The sequence below is a fragment of the Mesobacillus subterraneus genome (assembly GCF_020524355.2).
Taxonomy (GTDB): domain Bacteria; phylum Bacillota; class Bacilli; order Bacillales; family Cytobacillaceae; genus Mesobacillus; species Mesobacillus subterraneus_C.
The window spans coordinates 4,048,540-4,067,000 of sequence record NZ_CP129019.1 but is presented as its reverse complement, the minus strand read 5'-3'; the positions used below and the strand labels follow the sequence as shown (position 1 = coordinate 4,067,000).

The window sequence follows — 18,461 nt, the reverse complement described above, 5'->3', positions numbered from 1 at the left end:
TAAAAATTCCACCTATCACATGTAATATCCTGTAAGATTTTATCGAAAAATGAAATAAAAATACCACAGAGAAAGGGTCTCTGTGGCATCTCTACTATTATGATTTTAAGTTCTCAACACTCATATCAAATTCTTTTTCAATCTCAGGATTTGGTCTGTATGTTACCAAGCTGACAACAATAGAAATGATCAGGTTGATAATGAAACCTGGAACGATTTCGTACATGACATCGCTCAGGCCGACATTGCTCCAGATGACAACGGTAGCGGCACCGGCAATCATACCGAGAATCGCGCCCCAGTTGGTCATCTTCTTCCAGTACAGGCTCAGGATGATGATCGGTCCGAACGCTGCTCCAAATCCTGCCCAGGCGTATGCAACCAGGCCAAGAATTGTGTCGTTTTGTACCCATGCCAGTGATGCAGCAATAATCGCTACTGCGAGTACTGCCAAACGTCCGAAAAATACGTACTGCTTATCTGATTTTTCTTTTTTGAATATGATTTTGTACAAGTCCTCCGTCAGTGCGCTGGATGTAACGATCAGCTGGGACGAGATGGTGCTCATGATTGCTGCGAGAACGGCTGCCAGCATAAGGCCGGAAAATAACGGATGGAAGAAGATTTGACCGAGCACGATGAAGACTGCTTCTGGGTTATCCAGCTTAACATCCGGATTCTGTGTAAAGTAAGCAAGACCGATCAACGCTGTCAATATTGCTCCAATTAAGGAAAAGATCATCCAGCCCATGCCGATTCTTCTTGCACTCTTTGTTTCTTTTATTGATGTGATCGCCCCGGAATGGTCGCCGGAGCTGTTTTCTTCCAAAGTTCATTCGATCTAGATTACCATACCGGCTTATTGCTTGTTTCCGCTGTAGTTGTAGCGTATACACTATTCGACGGCTTCCTTGCGGTAAGTTACACAGATTTTATCCAGGGGATGATGTTGCTTCTCGCCTTGTTGCTCGTGCCGATTATCGGCTTCTCGAAAACAGGGGGACCTGCAGAAACGTTCGATACCATCCGTTCAATCGACCCTGCATTGCTTGATTTATTCAAAGGGACAACCTTGCTCGGCATCATATCAACCGCAGCATGGGGTCTTGGCTACTTTAGCCAGCCTCATATCATCAGATACGTAGAAGGTAAAAAAGAGTAGGATAACAATTCCGGATACAATTCTTAAAAGCTTTGTATCATCTTTAAAACGGTTTTCAAGGAAGCTGGGAATCGTGATGGAGTCATTTGCTACATGTGTGTAAGAACGAAGTCGAGGTGCTACATAAAGCCAGTTAAGATACGCGCCGACGGTCAATCCGATGGCAATCCATGCATTCGCTAAGCCGCTTACATAAATTCCCCCCTGGAAGACCCATCAGCAGCCAGCCGCTCATATCAGCTGCACCGGCACTAAGCGCTGTGACTGCCGGACCAAGCGATCTGCCGCCAAGCATGTAGTCAGTCAGATTACTTGTCTTTTTGTAGGAATACCAGCCGATATAAAGCATCGCGGCCATATATATCCCGATGGCAATGCTTTGATACATTTCGTTGGACATAATCTTTCCCCCTTTGTTATCGCGAAAAAAATATTGAAAAAATATTGCTAATACAAATAATATTCTATCGTTTCATTTAAATGATTAACAATCTATTTTTTCGTTAAAATTACAATCCTAGTAATAGTAATTTACTTTTCTAATATATTTATAGTGCAAAAGAATAACCATGGCTCGGGAAAGCCATGGTTAATATTCACATCTTAAGATCTTTTGGAGGCAGACGGTCACCCTTGACCTTTTTATCATTGATTTTAGGCTCCTTGCCGCTAAAAAAGTTCTGCAGATTAGAACGATGGAGGAAAATTAAAAATATAATAAAAGCAGTAAAGATAAATGGCTCATGAATGTCCGGAGAGAACAAAGAAAAAATCAGCATCGCGATTCCCACAGAAATCGAACCCATGAACACATATTTGGTCACGAATATGACGGCAAAAAAAGTCACATAAACAACGAGGAACATTCCGATATCAACAATCAGCAGTGCACCTGCCGTCGTGGCAATCGCCTTGCCGCCTCGGAATCCCGCAAAAATCGGAAAGCAATGGCCGATGACGGCAATCAATCCGGCGTACAGCGGTGCAAGTGGTAGGTCGAAAATCAGCGGAAGAGAGGCGGCGAGCATCCCTTTTGCAACATCCACCAGTAGCACGATAATGGCCGCCCGTTTGCCCATGACCCGCAATGTATTCGTCGCGCCAGGGTTTTTACTGCCATGATCCCTGATATCAACATGAAAAAAAAATTTTGCCAATCAATAAAGCGGTTGGAATGGAACCGACCAAATAAGCTGCTAAAAGACAAATCCAAGTCATATAACGTCACCCTTTTAATCTAGTTAGAGAATTTTATTCTAAAATAGTCCTCGTCAGTATCTTTATTTTACAGAGTCAATCAATCCTTGATAAGTGTATACAATGCTGAAAATATGTGTTCTGCAGGCAGTTGTACTGGTCAAAACCTTCGGGAACTATTATGCCGTTTTTGACGTCTGTTGTATCATATAGCAGTATACTTCAATATGAATGCACTGCTGATTCTCATTTGCTGGAGCATCACCAGTGTAAGGATGAGAAAACTACAAGTCCAATTGAGCAGATCAATATTGCAGCATGTATCTTATACTTTTGTACAGGTTGTAACCAGGTAATAAGATCTCTAGGCTGCATCCTTCAATCACAATAACGGGTAGGGGTTTCCAATTTATGTAACCATTCTCTTTATATTGTAAAAAAGAACGAGTATGAATGGAAGAGTTTTTCGAAAAATATGATAGTTAACACTTAGATTAAATAATAGGTTTCTTTTTGGCAAAAAGACATAAAGTAGTTTATGATATATCCGGTAGAATAGATGACAGGAAAATTGCCTCACAGGTCAATTTGAGATATGATGTAAAATGATGGAATTAAAAACCATATTAAGTAGGATGATGGGTATGAAAAGAGCAAGAATCATTTATAATCCGACTTCGGGTCGTGAGGTTTTCAAAAAGCATCTGGCCGAAGTCTTGGTAAAGCTGGAGAATGCCGGTTATGAGGCTTCATGCCATGCAACGACAGGTGAGGGGGGATGCGACACAGGCTGCGAAAATTGCGGTCGAGCGGCGCTATGACCTGGTGATTGCGGCTGGCGGAGATGGCACGATCAATGAAGTGGTCAATGGAATCGCTGAACAGGAGTACCGACCGAAAATCGGTGTCATTCCAGTCGGCACAACAAATGACTTTGCGCGCGCGCTCCATATTCCAAGGGATATCGATGCTGCGGTTGACATTATTGTTAAAGGCGATACGATTCCGGTCGATGTAGGCCGAATCAACGATAAATATTTCATAAATATTGCTGGCGGCGGCAGACTGACGGAGCTCACATATGAAGTGCCGAGCAAACTCAAGACAATGCTTGGCCAGCTCGCTTACTATCTTAAAGGAATTGAGATGGTGCCATCCATTCGTGCTTCTGAAGTAACGATTGAGTATGATGGAAAGCTATTCGAAGGCGAGGTCATGATGTTCCTTGTCGGACTGACGAATTCCGTTGGCGGTTTCGAACGTTTGGCTCCAAATTCCTCAATCAATGATGGGTTGTTTTCGTTATTGATTTTGAAAAAGACAAACCTGGCCGATTTCATCAGAATTGCTTCACTCGCTGTCCGCGGTGAACACATCTATGATTCAGGCGTCATTTACACGCAGGCCAACCGCATCAAGGTGCAATCCAAGGAAACGGTCCAATTGAACTTAGACGGCGAATACGGCGGCAATTTGCCAGCTGAATTCGAAAACCTGTTCAGGCACATCGAAGTCTACGTGCCACTCGACGAAATCCGTCCTGAAGACCGCCCGGAGAACCTGGAATTGAATTTCAAGGCAAAATGATGAAGGACCACTCCAAAATGGGGTGGTTTTTTTGTTATATGAGTTAGGGTATAGAAGGATATTCTTGAAAAATGATTATAATCCTTAAAATACAATATATTCCTTAAACCAACGGATATATTCCTTAAACCTACAGATATATTCCTTAAACCTACAGATATATTCCTTAAAAGCTGAATATATTCCTTAAATGTAGATTTTATTCCTAAATCAAAAAACATTGTTGAATATAGACCTTTTTTTAAAAAGAAGGTAAGGCGCCAAAGGTTAGTTTAGTCTTATCAAAAAGTTCTCATCGATATGAAAAATTTGCCTGTAAATCATATTTGAATGAAAATAAAAGATAATAAGATAAAAGGATGTGGATACATAATGGGGAACAAGGCGTTAATCAATATCGACTTTACGTATGATTTCGTGGCGGATGATGGTCGGCTGACTTGCGGTGAGCCGGGGCAGGCGATTGAAGAGAAACTCGTCGGCGTGACGAAGGAGTTCATCGAAAATGGTGATTATGTTGTTTTCGCTATTGATGTCCATGATGAGGGCGATGAATTCCATCCGGAGACGAAGCTATATCCGCCTCATAATATCCGCGGTACGAAAGGCAGGGATTTATACGGCAGCCTGCAGGGAGTTTATGAAGAAAATAAGCATCTTGATCATGTGTATTATATCGACAAAACGAGGTACTCCGCATTTGCCGGGACTGATCTTGAGATAAAGCTGCGCGAGCGAGGGCATCACAGAAGTGCATCTTGTCGGCGTGTGCACCGACATTTGCGTCCTTCACACCGCAGTTGATGCTTATAATAAGGGATTTAAGATTATTGTTTATAAGGACGCGGTCGCTTCTTTTGACCAGGTGGGCCATGAGTGGTCGCTCCGCCATTTTGAGAGCTCGATTGGCGCGGAGGTAAAGTAACACGTATTTGCAAGGCCAGATGGTAGCGGAAAGAAGGTTTTATTTTCCGATAAGTGATGATGATGGCAGTATATTTGGAGGTTTTTTGATGAGCACTAAATTCACAGACGACAGCTTGATGCTGCATACGGACTTATATCAATTAAATATGATGGAAACGTACTGGCGTGATGGCGTCCATAACCGCCGCGCGGTGTTTGACTTGTTTTTCCGCAAGCTTCCCTTCGGCAATGGCTATGCCGTTTTTGCCGGCCTCTCGAAAAAATCATCCATTACATCGAAAACTTCGGTTTTTCAGAGGGTGATATTCAATACCTTCGGGAAGAAGGAAGTTTTGATGAGGACTTTCTTGCCTTTTTAAAAGATATGAAATTCACTGGTTCAATCCGCGCGATGCAAGAGGGTGAAATTGTATTTGCCAATGAGCCGCTGGTAAGAGTGGACGCACCGCTTGCAGAAGCGCAACTGATTGAAACGGCGCTCTTGAACATCGTGAATTACCAGACATTGATTGCGACAAAGGCTTCACGCATCAAGCAGGTCGTGAAGGATGAAATTGCGATGGAGTTTGGTACCCGCCGTGCGCATGAAATGGATGCAGCACTTTGGGGCACGCGTGCTGCTTATGTTGGAGGCTTCGACTCTACCAGCAATGTGCGTGCGGGAAAACTGTTCGGCATCCCGATCGCTGGAACGCATGCCCATTCAATGGTACAGGCTTACAGGGATGATTACACCGCTTTTAAAAAATACGCGGAAACGCATAGAGATTGCGTATTCCTCGTCGATACGTATGACACACTGAGGTCTGGAGTGCCAAGCGCAATCAAAGTGGCAAAGGAATTCGGCGATAAGATTAATTTCATCGGCATCCGTCTCGATAGCGGTGACCTAGCCTACCTTTCCAAGGAAGCCCGTAAAATGCTGGATGAAGCCGGTTTTAAGGATGCGAAAATCGTTGCATCCAGCGACCTGGATGAGTATACGATCATGAACCTGAAAGCTCAGGGGGCAAAAATCGATACTTGGGGAGTTGGCACGAAGTTGATTACTGCTTACGAACAGGCTGCTTTAGGAGCGGTTTATAAAATTGTCTCGGTTGAGCGGGGTGACGGAACGATGGAGGACACCATCAAGATTTCTTCCAATCCGGAAAAAGTGACAACACCAGGCATCAAGAATGTCTATAGGATCATTAATAAAGCCAACAACCGTTCAGAGGGGGATTACATCACTCTTGAAGGTGAAAATCCACAGCAGGAAAAGCGCCTGAAGATGTTCCACCCGGTCCATACCTTTATCAGCAAATTCGTCACCAATTTCGATGCAAGGGATTTGCATCATGATATCTTCAAGGAGGGTAAGCTAGTGTATACCCAGCCGAGCCTAGAGGAAGTCCGCAAGCACTCAACCTACTGTCTCGGCGTTCTATGGGAAGAATACACCCGTATGCTCAATCCCGAAGAGTACCCTGTGGACCTCAGCCAGAAATGCTGGGATAACAAGATGCGCAATATAGAAGAAGTAAAAGAGAAGGTCATGGAGATGACTGGAGAGAAGACGGAATAGAATGGGCTGCTTTCCTTTTGGGGAAAGCAGTTTTTTATTTTTACCTCCCGCTTACATATAGTTTATCCTATTGGAATTTTCCGATGAAAAATGAAACTGGATTAGGTTCACTTTTCCTAATATCCATGGTCGGTATGGGGGATGTAAATCGAGATACTGACTTTATGAGCAGTCCTTTCTTGCAGAGAGCAATAAGGAAGTCACGAATGAATAAGACCTTTAAGTTCGCAGTCATTGCGTTTTAGGTATCCGCGGTACTGTTGGTTTTGGTAATTAATTCTAATCTCTGACTATTTCCTTTTTTTAAAAGGATTTTCCCTAGTAATAAAGAATTATTAGGGAATGAATCTTTTCTAAGGGTGTTGCCGTGTGAATGACAAGAGTACCGCAGTAGATTATGAGCAGTTCATACTCAGGGAGACAGGCTTTATTTTTAAATTCCTAAAAAAAAGACAATCAATTCATCCATACTTTTATTGAAGGCAAGCTCATAGAGAAGGTAGGTCTTTGTCCTGACCTAGTCATCGGAAAATCGTTGACTGAATTTTTGCCGCCTGACCAGGCAAAACGCAAAGTGAATTTTTACGAAAAGGCGTGGAGAGGTGAGCATGTCAACTATGAAGGCAGCCTGGGTGGAGTCCATTACCTGGCCGTCCTGTACCCTGTTCGCCAAAACGGGATGACAGTTGAGGTCATTGGAACAGCCATTGATATAACGAAAGAGAAAGAAAGGGAAAAGCAGGTCCAGCAAATGGAGAAGCTCTCTGTAGTTGGGGAGCTGGCAGCAGGAATCGCACATGAAATCAGGAATCCGCTCACCTCTTTGAAAGGCTTTGCTAAAATCGTCAAAGAAAGCGTTGCGGATGAAAAGTTGATTCCGTACCTTGATATCATGCTGGATGAAATGAACAGAATCAATCAAATCGTCAATGAATTTATGTTTATTGCCAAACCTCAAGAAAATGTTAATTTTCAATATGCGAATTTTACTAAGCTATTAAGGGACTGTGTTCACTTCATGGAGCCACAGGCCAACCTTAAAAGTCTAAAGATAGAGTTTGATGATAAAAAGGAAATTATTTTGGATTGTGACCGGAACCAAATGAAGCAGGTGCTGATAAATCTTCTCCAAAATTCAATCGAAGCGACAGGGGACAACGGCCATTTTATTTCCGTAACGCTTGAAGAAGTGAGTGGGGACTCGGTTATGGTCACCATTAATGATAAAGGCTGCGGTATACCGGAATCGCGGTTGGAGCGCCTGTTTGAGCCTTTTTATTCAACCAAGGAAAAAGGAACAGGACTGGGTTTGCTCACTTGCAAACGGATTATCGATCTTCATCAAGGAACCATTGACATTGAAAGTCAATCAGGGGGAAGGCACGACCATACGTATTTTGTTGCCTCGCAATCAAAATACAGAAACATTGTTGATCGCAGAATAAATAATGCTGTGCTTCTTCTTGGAGCATGGCATTTTTGCTGCTGTCGTTCTAGTAGGCTTATCTGTTAAAATGAAAGAGCATACCTCAAAAAATCCCCAACATTTTCTCACTGAAAGGAGCTACCTCGCTATGCTGCAAAAAGCCCGTGAATTATTGCAAAACCATTTTGGTTATTCCTCATTCCGAATGGGGCAGGAACAGGCGATTTCCTCTGTTCTCGAAGGGAAGAATACCGTCTGTGTCATGCCGACTGGAGGCGGAAAATCAATTGTCTATCAAGTCCCTGCACTCGTGCTCCCTGGGACAACCATCGTCATTTCTCCACTGATTTCCTTGATGAAGGATCAGGTCGATACCCTCACCCAGCTTGGCATTCCGGCAACGTATATCAACAGCTCGCTGACTGCACGTGAAGCTGCTGCGCGAATGGATGACGCCAGGAACGGAAAGTACAAGCTATTATACATCGCGCCCGAGCGGCTGGGGTCCTGGGAGTTCATCGATGACCTGCAGGACATGGATATTCCGCTGATCGCCGTCGATGAAGCGCACTGTATCTCCCAATGGGGACATGATTTCCGACCGAGCTATCTGCAGATTTCCGGACTCGCAGACCGTCTGCCGAGAAAAACAATTGTGCTCGCCCTGACGGCAACCGCGACACCGAAGGTAAGGGAAGACATTTGCGCATCGCTAAAAATAAACCCTGAGAATACGGTCATTACCGGATTTGAGCGCAGCAACCTCAGTTTTTCTGTGGTAAAAGGACCAGGATCGACAAGCGTATTTAAGAGATTTTATCAAAAAGAACGAAAAGGAAGCTGGCATCATTTATGCAGCGACCAGGAAAATCGTCGATCAGCTTTATGAATGGCTGCAGAAGGAAGGTTTCCAAGCCGCCCGCTATCATGCAGGGATGAACGATGAAGACCGGAATCGCGAGCAGGAGCGATTTTTACAGGACGAGGCAACTGTGATGGTTGCGACATCAGCATTCGGAATGGGAATTGATAAAAGTAACATCCGCTACGTCCTCCACTTCCAGATGCCGAAGAATATGGAGAGCTACTATCAGGAGGCTGGCCGTGCAGGACGTGACGGCCTGGATAGCGAGTGTACCGTGCTTTATTCTTCGCAGGATGTCCAGGTGCAGCGCTTTTTAATCGACCAGTCCGCCGACCGTGATCGAATTCCACCTGAACTGGAAAAATTGCAGCAAATGGTCGGGTACTGCCATACCGAGGAGTGCCTGCAATCCTATATTCTTCACTATTTTGGCGAAACAGAGACCGTGCCATGCGGACGCTGCGGCAATTGTACGGACGCTCGTGAAATGCAGGATGTCACGAAGGATGCTCAAATGGTGCTGTCGTGCATCATTCGGATGGGGCAGAAATACGGCAAAGCGATGACGGCCAATGTGTTGACCGGTTCAAGGAATAAAAAAGTCCTCGAGTTTCGTCTTGATAAATTGCCTACTTACGGCCTGATGAAGGATCGGAATGCCAAGCAGGTTAATGACATGATAGAATTTCTGATCTCCCAGGAGCTGATTGGCGTTGAGCATGGCACCTACCCGACGATTTATGTACCTGAAAAAGGGAAGGATGTCCTGCTTGGAAAGACAAAGGTGTTCAGGAAGGAAGCGGTCAAGGTCAAGCAGGTTTCTAATGATGATCCGTTGTTTGAGGAACTGCGTGAATTGCGTAGGGAAGTTGCCGCTGCGGAAAAAGTGCCGCCGTTCATGATTTTCTCCGATTCCTCATTGAAGGATATGTGCCTCAAACTACCGCTGACAGACGCAGAATTCCTCAATGTCGCAGGAGTAGGAGAACACAAGCTGCAGAAGTATGGTGCACCATTCATTCAGCGGGTTATCGAGTTTTGTGAAGAACATCCAGAGCGCCAGCCGGTAATGAATGCTGTTGCCGAGCCAGTAAGGAAACCAGCGAAGAAGGTCATCGGAGATTCCCATCTAGAAACATACAAGCTGCATCAGGAGAAAAAGACCGTTTCTGAAATTGCCGCAGAGCGCGAACTGGTGGAAAGTACCGTAGAAAATCACCTGATTCAATGCATCCAGCAGGGAATGGAAGTCGATTATGACGTGCTGATCCCGGCACAGTATATCAGTGACTTGGAACAGGCAGTCGCAGAAGCCGGCCGCGACAGGTTAAAGCCAATCAAAGAATTGCTGCCTGATGAGGTTAGCTATTTTATGATCAAAGCATTTCTGTATATGTCTAAGAAAAAGGTACATTAGGACGAAGCCCACGGGCTTCGTCTTTTTCAGCTTCATGAAAGAGGAAAACGAGAGAGCACGGTCACAAGAAAGGAGAACTTGTGCCCGTGAAAGAGGAAATTGAGAGAGTACGGTCACAAGAAGGGTGAACTTGTACCCGTGAAAGAGGAAATTGAGAGAGCACGGTCACAAGAAGGGTGAACTTGTGCCCGTGAAAGAGAAAATTGAGAGAGTACGGTCACAAGAAAGGAGAACTTGTGCCCGTGAAAGAGGAAATTGAGAGAGTACGGTCACAAGAAGGGTGAACTTGTGCCCGTAAACTAGCCCTTCTCTCAAATTTACCGTCACGGCAATCCACTCTATATTCCATCCTCCGCCAAGGTAGAATAAAAAACTCTAAAAAAAACACTTTTCTGAAAAATTAAAAATGGTAAAATATAACTAGTGTTGTTACATCATGATGAGAGCTGGTGGATTGATGCATCCCATTACTGTTATTGAGATATTGTCAGCTTTGGGTTTGGTGTTGCTGCTTCTGGGATTAATTTATTTTTTGCCCAGGAAGAAGCGGAATATTGCTTTAAGGATGATCGTAGTGGTAATCGTCATAGAGCTGGGTTTCTTTGCAATCCGTCCTCTTTGGATTGACTACCATCGTGAGATAAAGACGGAACAGTTGACTGAGTACCTGGAGAAGAGGTATCCGGGTGAAGAATTTGGTATCAGCTATCGAACGAGCCGGAGCTACAACCCGTATCATCTGGAAGTAAGGTTCGCAAACGAGCGGGGCTGGATTTACTCTTATTCTGTCACAAAGGATGAAATCAAGCAGGTGGATATTGGCGTACCGGATGATGAATTGCTTGATGAAGGTCTTCATTATGAGGATTTGGGAGATTGAGAGAAAAGTAGTGTTGTTTTTGTTTGCAGCTTATTAGTTCGATAAAATACAGTCCATCAGGAGGCTTCATGGTTTACTTTAAAAAGGCACTCGAGCAGTTTGTGTTATGGATCGTCTGTGTGTGTTTGTTTATTGGAATTTTATTTTTGCCGAGTAAGACAGATTTTGAGGTTGGACAGGGCGGACAGTTCAAATCAGCAAGCTATGATTATGAATTGGACACGCACATTGAAAATATCACTGGTTTCTTTTCTTTTGTAAAAGAAAATCCGGGGCTTGGGGAGTTTGTACCTGGACAGTCGTATGCGGACCGTATGGCGGACAAGGCTTGGAAAAGCTTGCTGCTTATTGTTCCGACTTTGATCCTGGCCTATGTTCTCGGCGTGTTAAAGGGGATCTTTGATTTTCAGATGCAAAGGAAAAAGCTGAATTTTTTGGGGAACGGGACGACGTGGCTGTTCATCTCGATGCCAGATCTTTTTTTCATCATCGTCACTCAGATCGGTCTGATGTATTTATATGAAAAAGGGCTGTTTTTTCATGTGACGTTATATGGAAGTGAAAAGCTGGAAACCTATGTAGTTGGGATACTCTTTCTGCTGATTTATCCTGTTTTCTACCTTGCGAATATCACGAATGTGAGTTTGCAGGAGCAGCAAGGGAATGATTACATTCGGACCGCGCAGTCAAAAGGAACTTCCGGAATGAAAATTCTGTTCCTGCATATCTTGAAAAATTCGTTTCCAAGAATTCTGGCGCATTCGAACACCATCACACTCTATGTTTTATCAAACCTGTTTATTGTTGAAAAATTAATGAATTTCCAGGGTGCAGCGGATGGTTTGTATGATGCTGTACTGAGGGGGACAGGTTTCAAGATTGGACTGGAGATCATGGTGGATGGAGTATCTGCGGTAGGTTATACGGTCTTTTTTGCTTCGATTATTTTGGTTTCAAATCTGGTTACTCAGATTTTTAGAAGTCTTGTGACCCCAACTTCCCAGGAGATGAATCATGAATAAATCTTTGATATCTGGCTTGATCATATTGTCTTTTCTATTGGTCGTTTCTGTTATTGCACCTTATCTTCCGTTCGTGGATAATTCTTTAAAAGATACGGTCATGAGGCAAAAAGAAGAAGGAGGGTTTGAGCTTCCTCCGTTTGCGCCGTCGGCAGACTTTCCGATTGGATCGGACCATAATGGTGTCGATTTATTAAGCAGGCTGCTGCTGGGGACGAAAGAAACGCTGTTAACCATTCTTGCAGTGGTCCTGATCCGTTATATCATTGCGATTCCACTGGCAATGGCGAGTTTTTATTCGAAATTCTTTCATCGAATCCTGATTATCTGGAATCGATTGTTCTCATTCATCCCGCCTATTTTCTTTGTCATTTTAATCATCGGAACTCCATTTATCCTTTTTTCGGATAATCGATATCTATGGATCTTGATTGTTCTGGCGATGATTGAAGTGGGGAGGGTTGCGGATATTTTTTATCAAGGAATGGTGGAAATTTCAAAAAGACCTTATGTGGAAGCAGGGATTGTCGCGGGCTCATCGCCGATGACAATGCTAAAAAACTACTACTGGCCTCCGCTTCGACCCTCTTTCATCGTCCAGTTTTTCTCGGATTTGGGGAGAACGCTATTTCTCATCGGCCAGCTCGGAATCATCGAAATCTTCCTAAGTGTCGAATTCGTCTCCCAGCTTAGTGGAGGGTATAAGACGCTGAACACTTCCAATGTGTGGTCAACCTACTTTGTGGATATCACGCAACATATCTGGTCGCATCCATGGCTGCCCATCACCGGAACCCTTGCCATCGGCATCACAATCTTTGCATTTTCATTGACCAGCAGCGGACTGCAGCAGTATTTTGATAAAAAGTATAAAAGAGCATAGAGGAAGTGGGAGGTGTAACAGGCACTTCTCCCTTTTGTTTGAAAATAGGTGATTTAGTTAATCAATGAGTGTAACCTTTTGTTCGATTCTCCTGACAAATAGATATAACGAGTTCATTCAACAGGAGGAATCGGACAATGAAAAAATTATTGATGATATTGCTGCTTGGGTTACTGGTCACTGGTTGTGGAACGGAGAACCAGGTTTCGAATAATAATCAGGATAAGAGAGGTGCCGGAATCGTGGCGGGAGAGATGGCTGCAAGTTTGACAGAGGAAAGCCCGTTAATTTTTCAATATGAAGTGAAGAATCAGACGGAAGAAGAAGTGACTCTAGAATTTACGAGCTCACAAAGGTACGATTACTCGGTTAAAACGAAGGACGGCAAAGAGGTTTTCCTATTCTCTAGTGTTGCTTCCTTTTTACAGGCATTGGGAGAAGAGGCTGTGAAGCAGGGAGAATCACTAACCTATGACATCGACCTTCACGAGCTCAATCTTGAAAAAGGTGATTATATTTTGACCGTATGGCTGACTCCAAAAGGCGGGAAGAAGTTCGAAGTGTCGAAGGAGTTTACGGTACAGTAAAAAGGAAAGTGGAGGGATTATATTTTTCCTCCGCTTTTTTTTTAAGAATTCAATAAGAGCAATAATGATGGAAATTGAGCTGATCTCCGTTCCGACAATCCACTTGATCAATTGTACCTGGCTTTTGCTTATTCTTTGTTCCATATCTGGGGCGGTGACGAAGTCTTTTTCGTCTAACACCTGATGCATTAATTGGCTGCCCAATTTCATGAAGAGTAGGCAGATTCCCCAATCCAATTGCCTAATCTTACATAGGGTGTTATAGGGACATTACAAACACCGATAGAGAGGGGACAATTTAAATGTATATGCACTCACATAACAAGCGATATATTCATGATCCCAGAACGTTCGGAACTGACGGTGCCGGTACGCTTGCTGCTGGTTTATTAGGTGCTGGGATCGGTTATCTGGGAGGACAATTGCTTAATGGCGCTGGGTATGGATATCCAGGAGGAGCCGGTTTTGGAGGATACGGTTATCAGGGTGGTCCGGGCTTCGGAGGCTATGGTTTCCAGGGAGGACCAGGATACGGCTACCAGGGAGGTCTGGGCTATGGTTATCAGGGTGCTCCCGGCTTTGGCGGATATGGATTCCAAGGCGCTTCGGGTTTTGGAGGTTATGGTGGTTATCAAGGAACACCGGGAGCTGGCGGTTATGGCTACCAGCAACCATGGTCTGGAGGCTATGGGCCCCAAGACTGGTGATTTTGTGAAAAAGGGCAAAACGACTTGGTCGGTTCGCCCTTAAATATTTAAGAAACTCGGTTAATGCCTTTCGCAATCCCTGTTTTAATATGATAAAATCTGACTTAGCTAATTCACAGCAAAGGACTTGAAATGATGAGTAAAACAATCCCGGTTAAAAAGAACGATTTTATAGATGTAGTATTTGAGGATTTGACGCATGACGGAGCGGGTGTAGCCAAGGTTGACGGCTATCCGATTTTTGTCCAGGGCGGACTTCCTGGCGAAAAGGCAAAAATTAAAGTAACCAAGGTGAACAAGGGATACGGCTTTGGACGCTTGATGGAGATACTTGAAAGAAGCACCTTCCGTGTTGAGTGTCCTGCTGATGATGCCCATAAATACGGCGGCTGCCAGCTGCAGCATATCAATTACGAGGGCCAGCTGAAGTATAAGGAAAACCAGGTAAAGCAAGTTCTGACGCGAATCGGCAAGCTTGAGGATGTTGTGGTACACCCGATTTTGGGAATGGACAACCCGTGGCATTATCGGAACAAAGCCCAGGTGCCTGTTGGAGAGAAGGATGGCAAGCTGATTGCAGGCTTCTTCAAGCCGCGGAGCCATGAAATCGTCGATACGAATGAGAGTTTGCTGCATCTCGATGAAATCAACGAAGCCGTACAGGCGGTGAAAGAGACCTCCAGTGAACTTGGCATTCAGCCATATAATGAGGAAAAACACAAAGGCGTGCTGCGCCACATCATAGCCCGTTACGGGAGACAAACCGGTGAGCTGATGGTTGTTATTGTGACCAGGACGAATGAGATTCCTCAACGAAACAAACTGGTCGAGGAAATCATTGCAAGGCTTCCTAAGGTAAAATCGATTGTGCATAACGTGAACTCGAAGAAAACGAATGTCATCATGGGAGACAAAACGGAGGTCCTCTGGGGCAGCGAGGTCATCTACGACTATATCGGTGACATCAAGTTCGCAATCTCAGCCCGTTCATTTTACCAGGTGAATCCTGAACAGACAAAAGTGCTCTACGACAAAGCACTGGAGTATGCAGAGCTTTCAGGCGAAGAATCCGTCATAGATGCCTATTGCGGCATTGGAACCATCTCGTTATTTTTAGCGCAAAAAGCAAAAAAGGTACTCGGCGTCGAAATCGTCCCCGAAGCCATCGAAGACGCAAAACGAAACGCCGAACTGAACGGCATCACCAACGCAGAATTTGCAGTCGGTGAAGCCGAAACCGTCATTCCGGCATGGTACAAAGAAGGGAACACAGCAGACGTTTTGGTTGTCGACCCACCAAGAAAAGGCTGCGATGAAGCACTCCTGCAGACTATTATTGATATGAAGCCAAAGAAGGTTGTTTATGTGTCATGTAACCCGGCCACCCTCGCGAGGGATTTGCGAATCCTTGAAGATGGCGGGTACAAGACAGTTGAAGTACAGCCAGTGGATATGTTTCCGCAGACGACACATATTGAAGCGGTAGTGAAACTATCCTTGATTTAAAGGGTTTTTTAGCAAGAGATGACCACCTTGACCACATCCTGACCACATTTCTTGCGAAAACATCATTTCGAGATGAATTTTTCGAACAAATCAGCAGATTTTTCTTTCATGGATTCGGTCACATGCGCATAGACATCCCCTGTTGTTTTAATGCTGCTGTGACCCAATCTATCCTGCACCTCTTTAAGAGACATTCCGGCCTCGAGGCACATCGTCGCATGGGTATGTCTTAGGTCGTGAAAACGGATTTTAGGAACATTAGCGGTCTTTATGAGTTGATTAAACTGGGTGGTTAATGATCTCGGGAATATCGGTTTCCCTGTGGATGTGGTGAAAATTAAATTATTGTCCTCAAAGGTATCACGAAAAGCCATCTTCATTTTTTTCTGATGTGTTCGCCATTCCTTCAGGTCCTGGATCAATGACTCCCCGACCTTAACCTTCCTAACTGAGCTGGCCGACTTAGGGGTACTAAAGCGCCATCCCTTGTCGTCATACACAAGAGATCGTTCCAAACTAATCACATTATTCTCAAAATCAATATCAGACCACAAGAGGGAGAGAATCTCTCCACGGCGTCCACCTGTTTTAATGGCTGTAGTCACCACAGAAAACGTTCTTAAGTCTGTCAACTTAGCAACTGTCAGAAAAGTATTCATCTCTTGTACTGTCCAGGTAACATAATCTTTTCTCCTGGGTCTTGGCTTCTCCACTTCAATCAGTGGATTCACCTGAATGATTTTCCATTTACGAGCTGCCTCTAATGCTCCATAAAGAATGGTGCTAATATACTCAACGTATCTGGGAGAAAGTCCTTCATCAGACAAGTTGTTAATATATTTTTGTAGGATGATAGAGTTAAGTTTGACAACTTTGTATTCTCCTATAACGGGGATAATCCTGTGGTTAGTGGCATTCCGGTATTCTCTAAATGTAGTTTCTTTTACTTTGCGTTTCATGATTAACTCAAACCATTGTTCAAACAAGTCTCTTACCTTGATTTCCAATAAATCGGCACCAATGCCATTTGCATCGTTCTTTTTGATTTCCTCGATTGCTTCATTAACGCGTTCTTGAGCCTCCTTTTTAGTGTTACCCCTCCTTGTTACCTGCCTGCGTTTGCCTGTAATCGGATCGCGAGGCCCTTCATCCGTACACTTCCATTTGTAGCCCTGCTTGTTTTTGGCGGGCACTTGTTGGAAATAAGCCATTGTTTAAGTCCTCCTTCAAACTCGAATGGAACATTTGTTCGAATTTAAGTGTAAAAGAAAAGCCCAAGATCGGGCTTGATATTTATTAATGCGATTACCCACAAACCTTAGCTAAAAGCTTCTGGATATCGTAAATACTTTTGTCCTTTTTGAACTGTTTTGAGATAGCTGGTAGCTGAGCGCCAGAAATCCAAATCTTCAGTTCGGCATCTAAATCGAAAGTTCCAGCCGTCTCAACACTGAAATGAGAAATGCTTTTATAAGGGATAGAATGATATTCAACTTTTTTACCTGTCATCCCTTGAACGTCCACTAGCACCAAGCGCTTATCGGTGAAAATAATCGAGTCCCTCACTAATTTAAAAGCAACCTCGATTTCTTCTCCAGGATAAAAAATAGATTCGTAACTCTTTTTGATTTCTTTTGGATCAACCGATGCAGCATTTCCTAAAAGTCCACTTATAATTCCCATTTCAATGTCCTCCTATTGTTAATAATGAAAATATATGTATTAATGGGCAAAACACCCAGTGATACCTAAAAATTTTTTAGGTGTACGACTTCTCTCGGTACACCATACTCGGCAGCTGCCTCGAAAATAGTAGATTGGTAGTCCTTTGTTATAATGTTATCTGGAATAAGCAATTCTACAGCGAAAGTATTTGCTTCAACTTCAACCCGGCTCGATGAGTATAATGTGCTAGCCCTAAGGAAAGGTGTGTTTAATCTGGAATGTAGTTCAGCGTGTCCCAATTCATGAGCGCAGACAAACTTTTGGTGGAAACTTTCTAAGTTGCTATTGAGCACTATGAATCTGTTTCTTTTGTCGTATTTATAAAACCCTTTAATTTCATCATGAAGGTTTAATTCAACAACTTCGATTTTTTTTAGCGAGGCCAATTCGAAAGGATCGCTGGTATTGTATCTTGCCACTATGTTTTTCACTACTTCTTTAACCCAACTCACTGAAATCGCCTCGCATCCCTATTCGTTTTCTTTATCTCTATACTTTTTAGGAATGTATTTTTTATTAATCCTTTGAGTTTGACGGAAAATATGTTCCATTGCTTCAGCCAATGATTCGATTGCCTCTTCACTCATAGGCTCTCCCATGAAACTTAAGCCATCCTGGCTAGTTATATCCTTTCTAAACTCTTCCATTCGTTTAGCAATATCTTTTTCGTCTTTATTCGAAGGCTTAGCTTTACGTTCAATTACTTCATTTTCGCCCGTGAGATATGAAACGGAAACATCATATTTAGTTGCTAATTTTCTTAATGTCTCCAATGAAGGCTCATTGCGCCCTTGTTCATAATAACCATAACCACTTTCACTAATTCCTAGAAAAGTAGCAATATCTTTTTGAGTTAATTTCTTCTTCTTTCTTAACTCCCTCAATCTCTCTGCGAGTATTGACATAAATACTCCCCGTTTCTATTTCTATCTTCAGAATAATATCATTATACAACTTACAGTTGGGCAGATAAACCTAAACAAATTAATACAACAAAAAATTG

General features: G+C 43.5%; 13 protein-coding genes and 6 pseudogenes. 12 read left to right on the top strand and 7 right to left on the bottom strand.

The genetic code is table 11. From position 1 onward, the window contains the following. Window positions 1–97: 97 nt before the first annotated feature. A pseudogene (locus tag LC048_RS21235) lies at window positions 98–796 on the bottom strand (sodium:solute symporter family transporter); the annotation flags it as partial. A gap of 6 nt (window positions 797–802) precedes the next feature. Here LC048_RS21235 and LC048_RS21230 point away from each other — a divergent pair. After that, window positions 803–1,162, top strand: coding sequence for a sodium:solute symporter family transporter (locus LC048_RS21230; RefSeq protein WP_371931944.1), 360 nt, complete (start codon window positions 803–805; stop codon window positions 1,160–1,162). On the opposite strand, the pseudogene LC048_RS21225 reads toward LC048_RS21230, so the two are convergent. Both LC048_RS21225 and plsY read right to left on the bottom strand, forming a co-directional pair. Continuing rightward, window positions 1,126–1,562, bottom strand: a pseudogene (locus tag LC048_RS21225) (sodium:solute symporter family transporter); the annotation flags it as partial. The gene LC048_RS21230 and the pseudogene LC048_RS21225 sit on opposite strands and share 37 nt — an antisense overlap. 196 nt (window positions 1,563–1,758) lie before the next feature. After that, a complete protein-coding gene (gene plsY, locus LC048_RS21220; protein WP_306048735.1) occupies window positions 1,759–2,319 on the bottom strand; it encodes a glycerol-3-phosphate 1-O-acyltransferase PlsY in 561 nt (186 codons plus the stop codon). Window positions 2,320–3,003: 684 nt separating this feature from the next. On the opposite strand from plsY, the pseudogene LC048_RS21215 reads away from it, so the two are divergent. The 11 genes and pseudogenes from LC048_RS21215 to rlmD all read left to right on the top strand — a co-directional run bounded on the left by LC048_RS21215 (window position 3,004) and on the right by rlmD (window position 15,733). Beyond that, window positions 3,004–3,946 (top strand): annotated as a pseudogene (locus LC048_RS21215) (diacylglycerol kinase). Between the two features lie 372 nt (window positions 3,947–4,318). Beyond that, a pseudogene (locus LC048_RS21210) lies at window positions 4,319–4,871 on the top strand (cysteine hydrolase family protein). An 88-nt stretch (window positions 4,872–4,959) separates the two neighbouring features. Continuing rightward, a pseudogene (locus LC048_RS21205) lies at window positions 4,960–6,440 on the top strand (nicotinate phosphoribosyltransferase). A 535-nt stretch (window positions 6,441–6,975) separates the two neighbouring features. Further along, window positions 6,976–7,953 carry an ATP-binding protein gene (locus LC048_RS21200; protein WP_306048733.1) on the top strand — a complete coding sequence of 326 codons (978 nt, stop codon included), beginning with the start codon at window positions 6,976–6,978 and terminating at the stop codon, window positions 7,951–7,953. Between the two features lie 61 nt (window positions 7,954–8,014). Further along, a pseudogene (gene recQ / locus LC048_RS21195) lies at window positions 8,015–10,148 on the top strand (DNA helicase RecQ). A gap of 457 nt (window positions 10,149–10,605) precedes the next feature. Then, window positions 10,606–11,028 (top strand): LPXTG cell wall anchor domain-containing protein, encoded by a 423-nt coding sequence (locus tag LC048_RS21190; RefSeq protein WP_306048732.1) that lies wholly within the window; start codon window positions 10,606–10,608, stop codon window positions 11,026–11,028. A gap of 68 nt (window positions 11,029–11,096) precedes the next feature. After that, a complete protein-coding gene (locus LC048_RS21185; protein WP_226605331.1) occupies window positions 11,097–12,050 on the top strand; it encodes an ABC transporter permease subunit in 954 nt (317 codons plus the stop codon). Next, a complete protein-coding gene (locus LC048_RS21180) occupies window positions 12,043–12,933 on the top strand; it encodes an ABC transporter permease subunit (RefSeq protein WP_306048730.1) in 891 nt (296 codons plus the stop codon). The genes LC048_RS21185 and LC048_RS21180 overlap by 8 nt, the downstream gene beginning before the upstream one ends. A 137-nt stretch (window positions 12,934–13,070) precedes the next feature. After that, window positions 13,071–13,520 (top strand): BsuPI-related putative proteinase inhibitor, encoded by a 450-nt coding sequence (locus LC048_RS21175; protein WP_226605335.1) that lies wholly within the window; start codon window positions 13,071–13,073, stop codon window positions 13,518–13,520. A gap of 302 nt (window positions 13,521–13,822) precedes the next feature. Continuing rightward, complete coding sequence (locus LC048_RS21170; RefSeq protein ID WP_226605347.1) at window positions 13,823–14,227, top strand: hypothetical protein; 405 nt, start codon at window positions 13,823–13,825, stop codon at window positions 14,225–14,227. Between the two features lie 135 nt (window positions 14,228–14,362). Further along, window positions 14,363–15,733: a 23S rRNA (uracil(1939)-C(5))-methyltransferase RlmD gene (gene rlmD, locus LC048_RS21165; protein ID WP_306050574.1), complete on the top strand. Its 1,371-nt coding sequence runs from the start codon at window positions 14,363–14,365 to the stop codon at window positions 15,731–15,733. Between the two features lie 62 nt (window positions 15,734–15,795). Here the strand turns inward: rlmD and LC048_RS21160 are convergent, their stop codons facing one another. From LC048_RS21160 to LC048_RS21145, 4 genes are all read right to left on the bottom strand, one after another. Next, a complete protein-coding gene (locus LC048_RS21160; RefSeq protein WP_226605352.1) occupies window positions 15,796–16,944 on the bottom strand; it encodes a tyrosine-type recombinase/integrase in 1,149 nt (382 codons plus the stop codon). Window positions 16,945–17,038: 94 nt separating this feature from the next. Continuing rightward, window positions 17,039–17,416 (bottom strand): PH domain-containing protein, encoded by a 378-nt coding sequence (locus LC048_RS21155; protein ID WP_226605355.1) that lies wholly within the window; start codon window positions 17,414–17,416, stop codon window positions 17,039–17,041. Between the two features lie 65 nt (window positions 17,417–17,481). Then, window positions 17,482–17,910 carry an ImmA/IrrE family metallo-endopeptidase gene (locus LC048_RS21150; RefSeq protein ID WP_226605358.1) on the bottom strand — a complete coding sequence of 143 codons (429 nt, stop codon included), beginning with the start codon at window positions 17,908–17,910 and terminating at the stop codon, window positions 17,482–17,484. A gap of 18 nt (window positions 17,911–17,928) precedes the next feature. Further along, a complete protein-coding gene (locus LC048_RS21145) occupies window positions 17,929–18,357 on the bottom strand; it encodes a helix-turn-helix domain-containing protein (protein WP_226605601.1) in 429 nt (142 codons plus the stop codon). Window positions 18,358–18,461 lie beyond the last annotated feature (104 nt).

What these genes read in the sequence shown, in the direction of transcription:
- LC048_RS21230 (WP_371931944.1), top strand. Translation starts at nt 803, where the DNA reads ATGGTCGCCGGAGCTGTTTTCTTCCAAAGTTCATTCGATCTAGATTAC.
- LC048_RS21190 (WP_306048732.1), top strand. Translation starts at nt 10,606, where the DNA reads ATGCATCCCATTACTGTTATTGAGATATTGTCAGCTTTGGGTTTGGTG.
- LC048_RS21185 (WP_226605331.1), top strand. Translation starts at nt 11,097, where the DNA reads ATGGTTTACTTTAAAAAGGCACTCGAGCAGTTTGTGTTATGGATCGTC.
- LC048_RS21180 (WP_306048730.1), top strand. Translation starts at nt 12,043, where the DNA reads ATGAATAAATCTTTGATATCTGGCTTGATCATATTGTCTTTTCTATTG.
- LC048_RS21175 (WP_226605335.1), top strand. Translation starts at nt 13,071, where the DNA reads ATGAAAAAATTATTGATGATATTGCTGCTTGGGTTACTGGTCACTGGT.
- LC048_RS21170 (WP_226605347.1), top strand. Translation starts at nt 13,823, where the DNA reads ATGTATATGCACTCACATAACAAGCGATATATTCATGATCCCAGAACG.
- rlmD (WP_306050574.1), top strand. Translation starts at nt 14,363, where the DNA reads ATGAGTAAAACAATCCCGGTTAAAAAGAACGATTTTATAGATGTAGTA.
- LC048_RS21160 (WP_226605352.1), bottom strand. Translation starts at nt 16,944, where the DNA reads ATGGCTTATTTCCAACAAGTGCCCGCCAAAAACAAGCAGGGCTACAAA.
- LC048_RS21155 (WP_226605355.1), bottom strand. Translation starts at nt 17,416, where the DNA reads ATGGGAATTATAAGTGGACTTTTAGGAAATGCTGCATCGGTTGATCCA.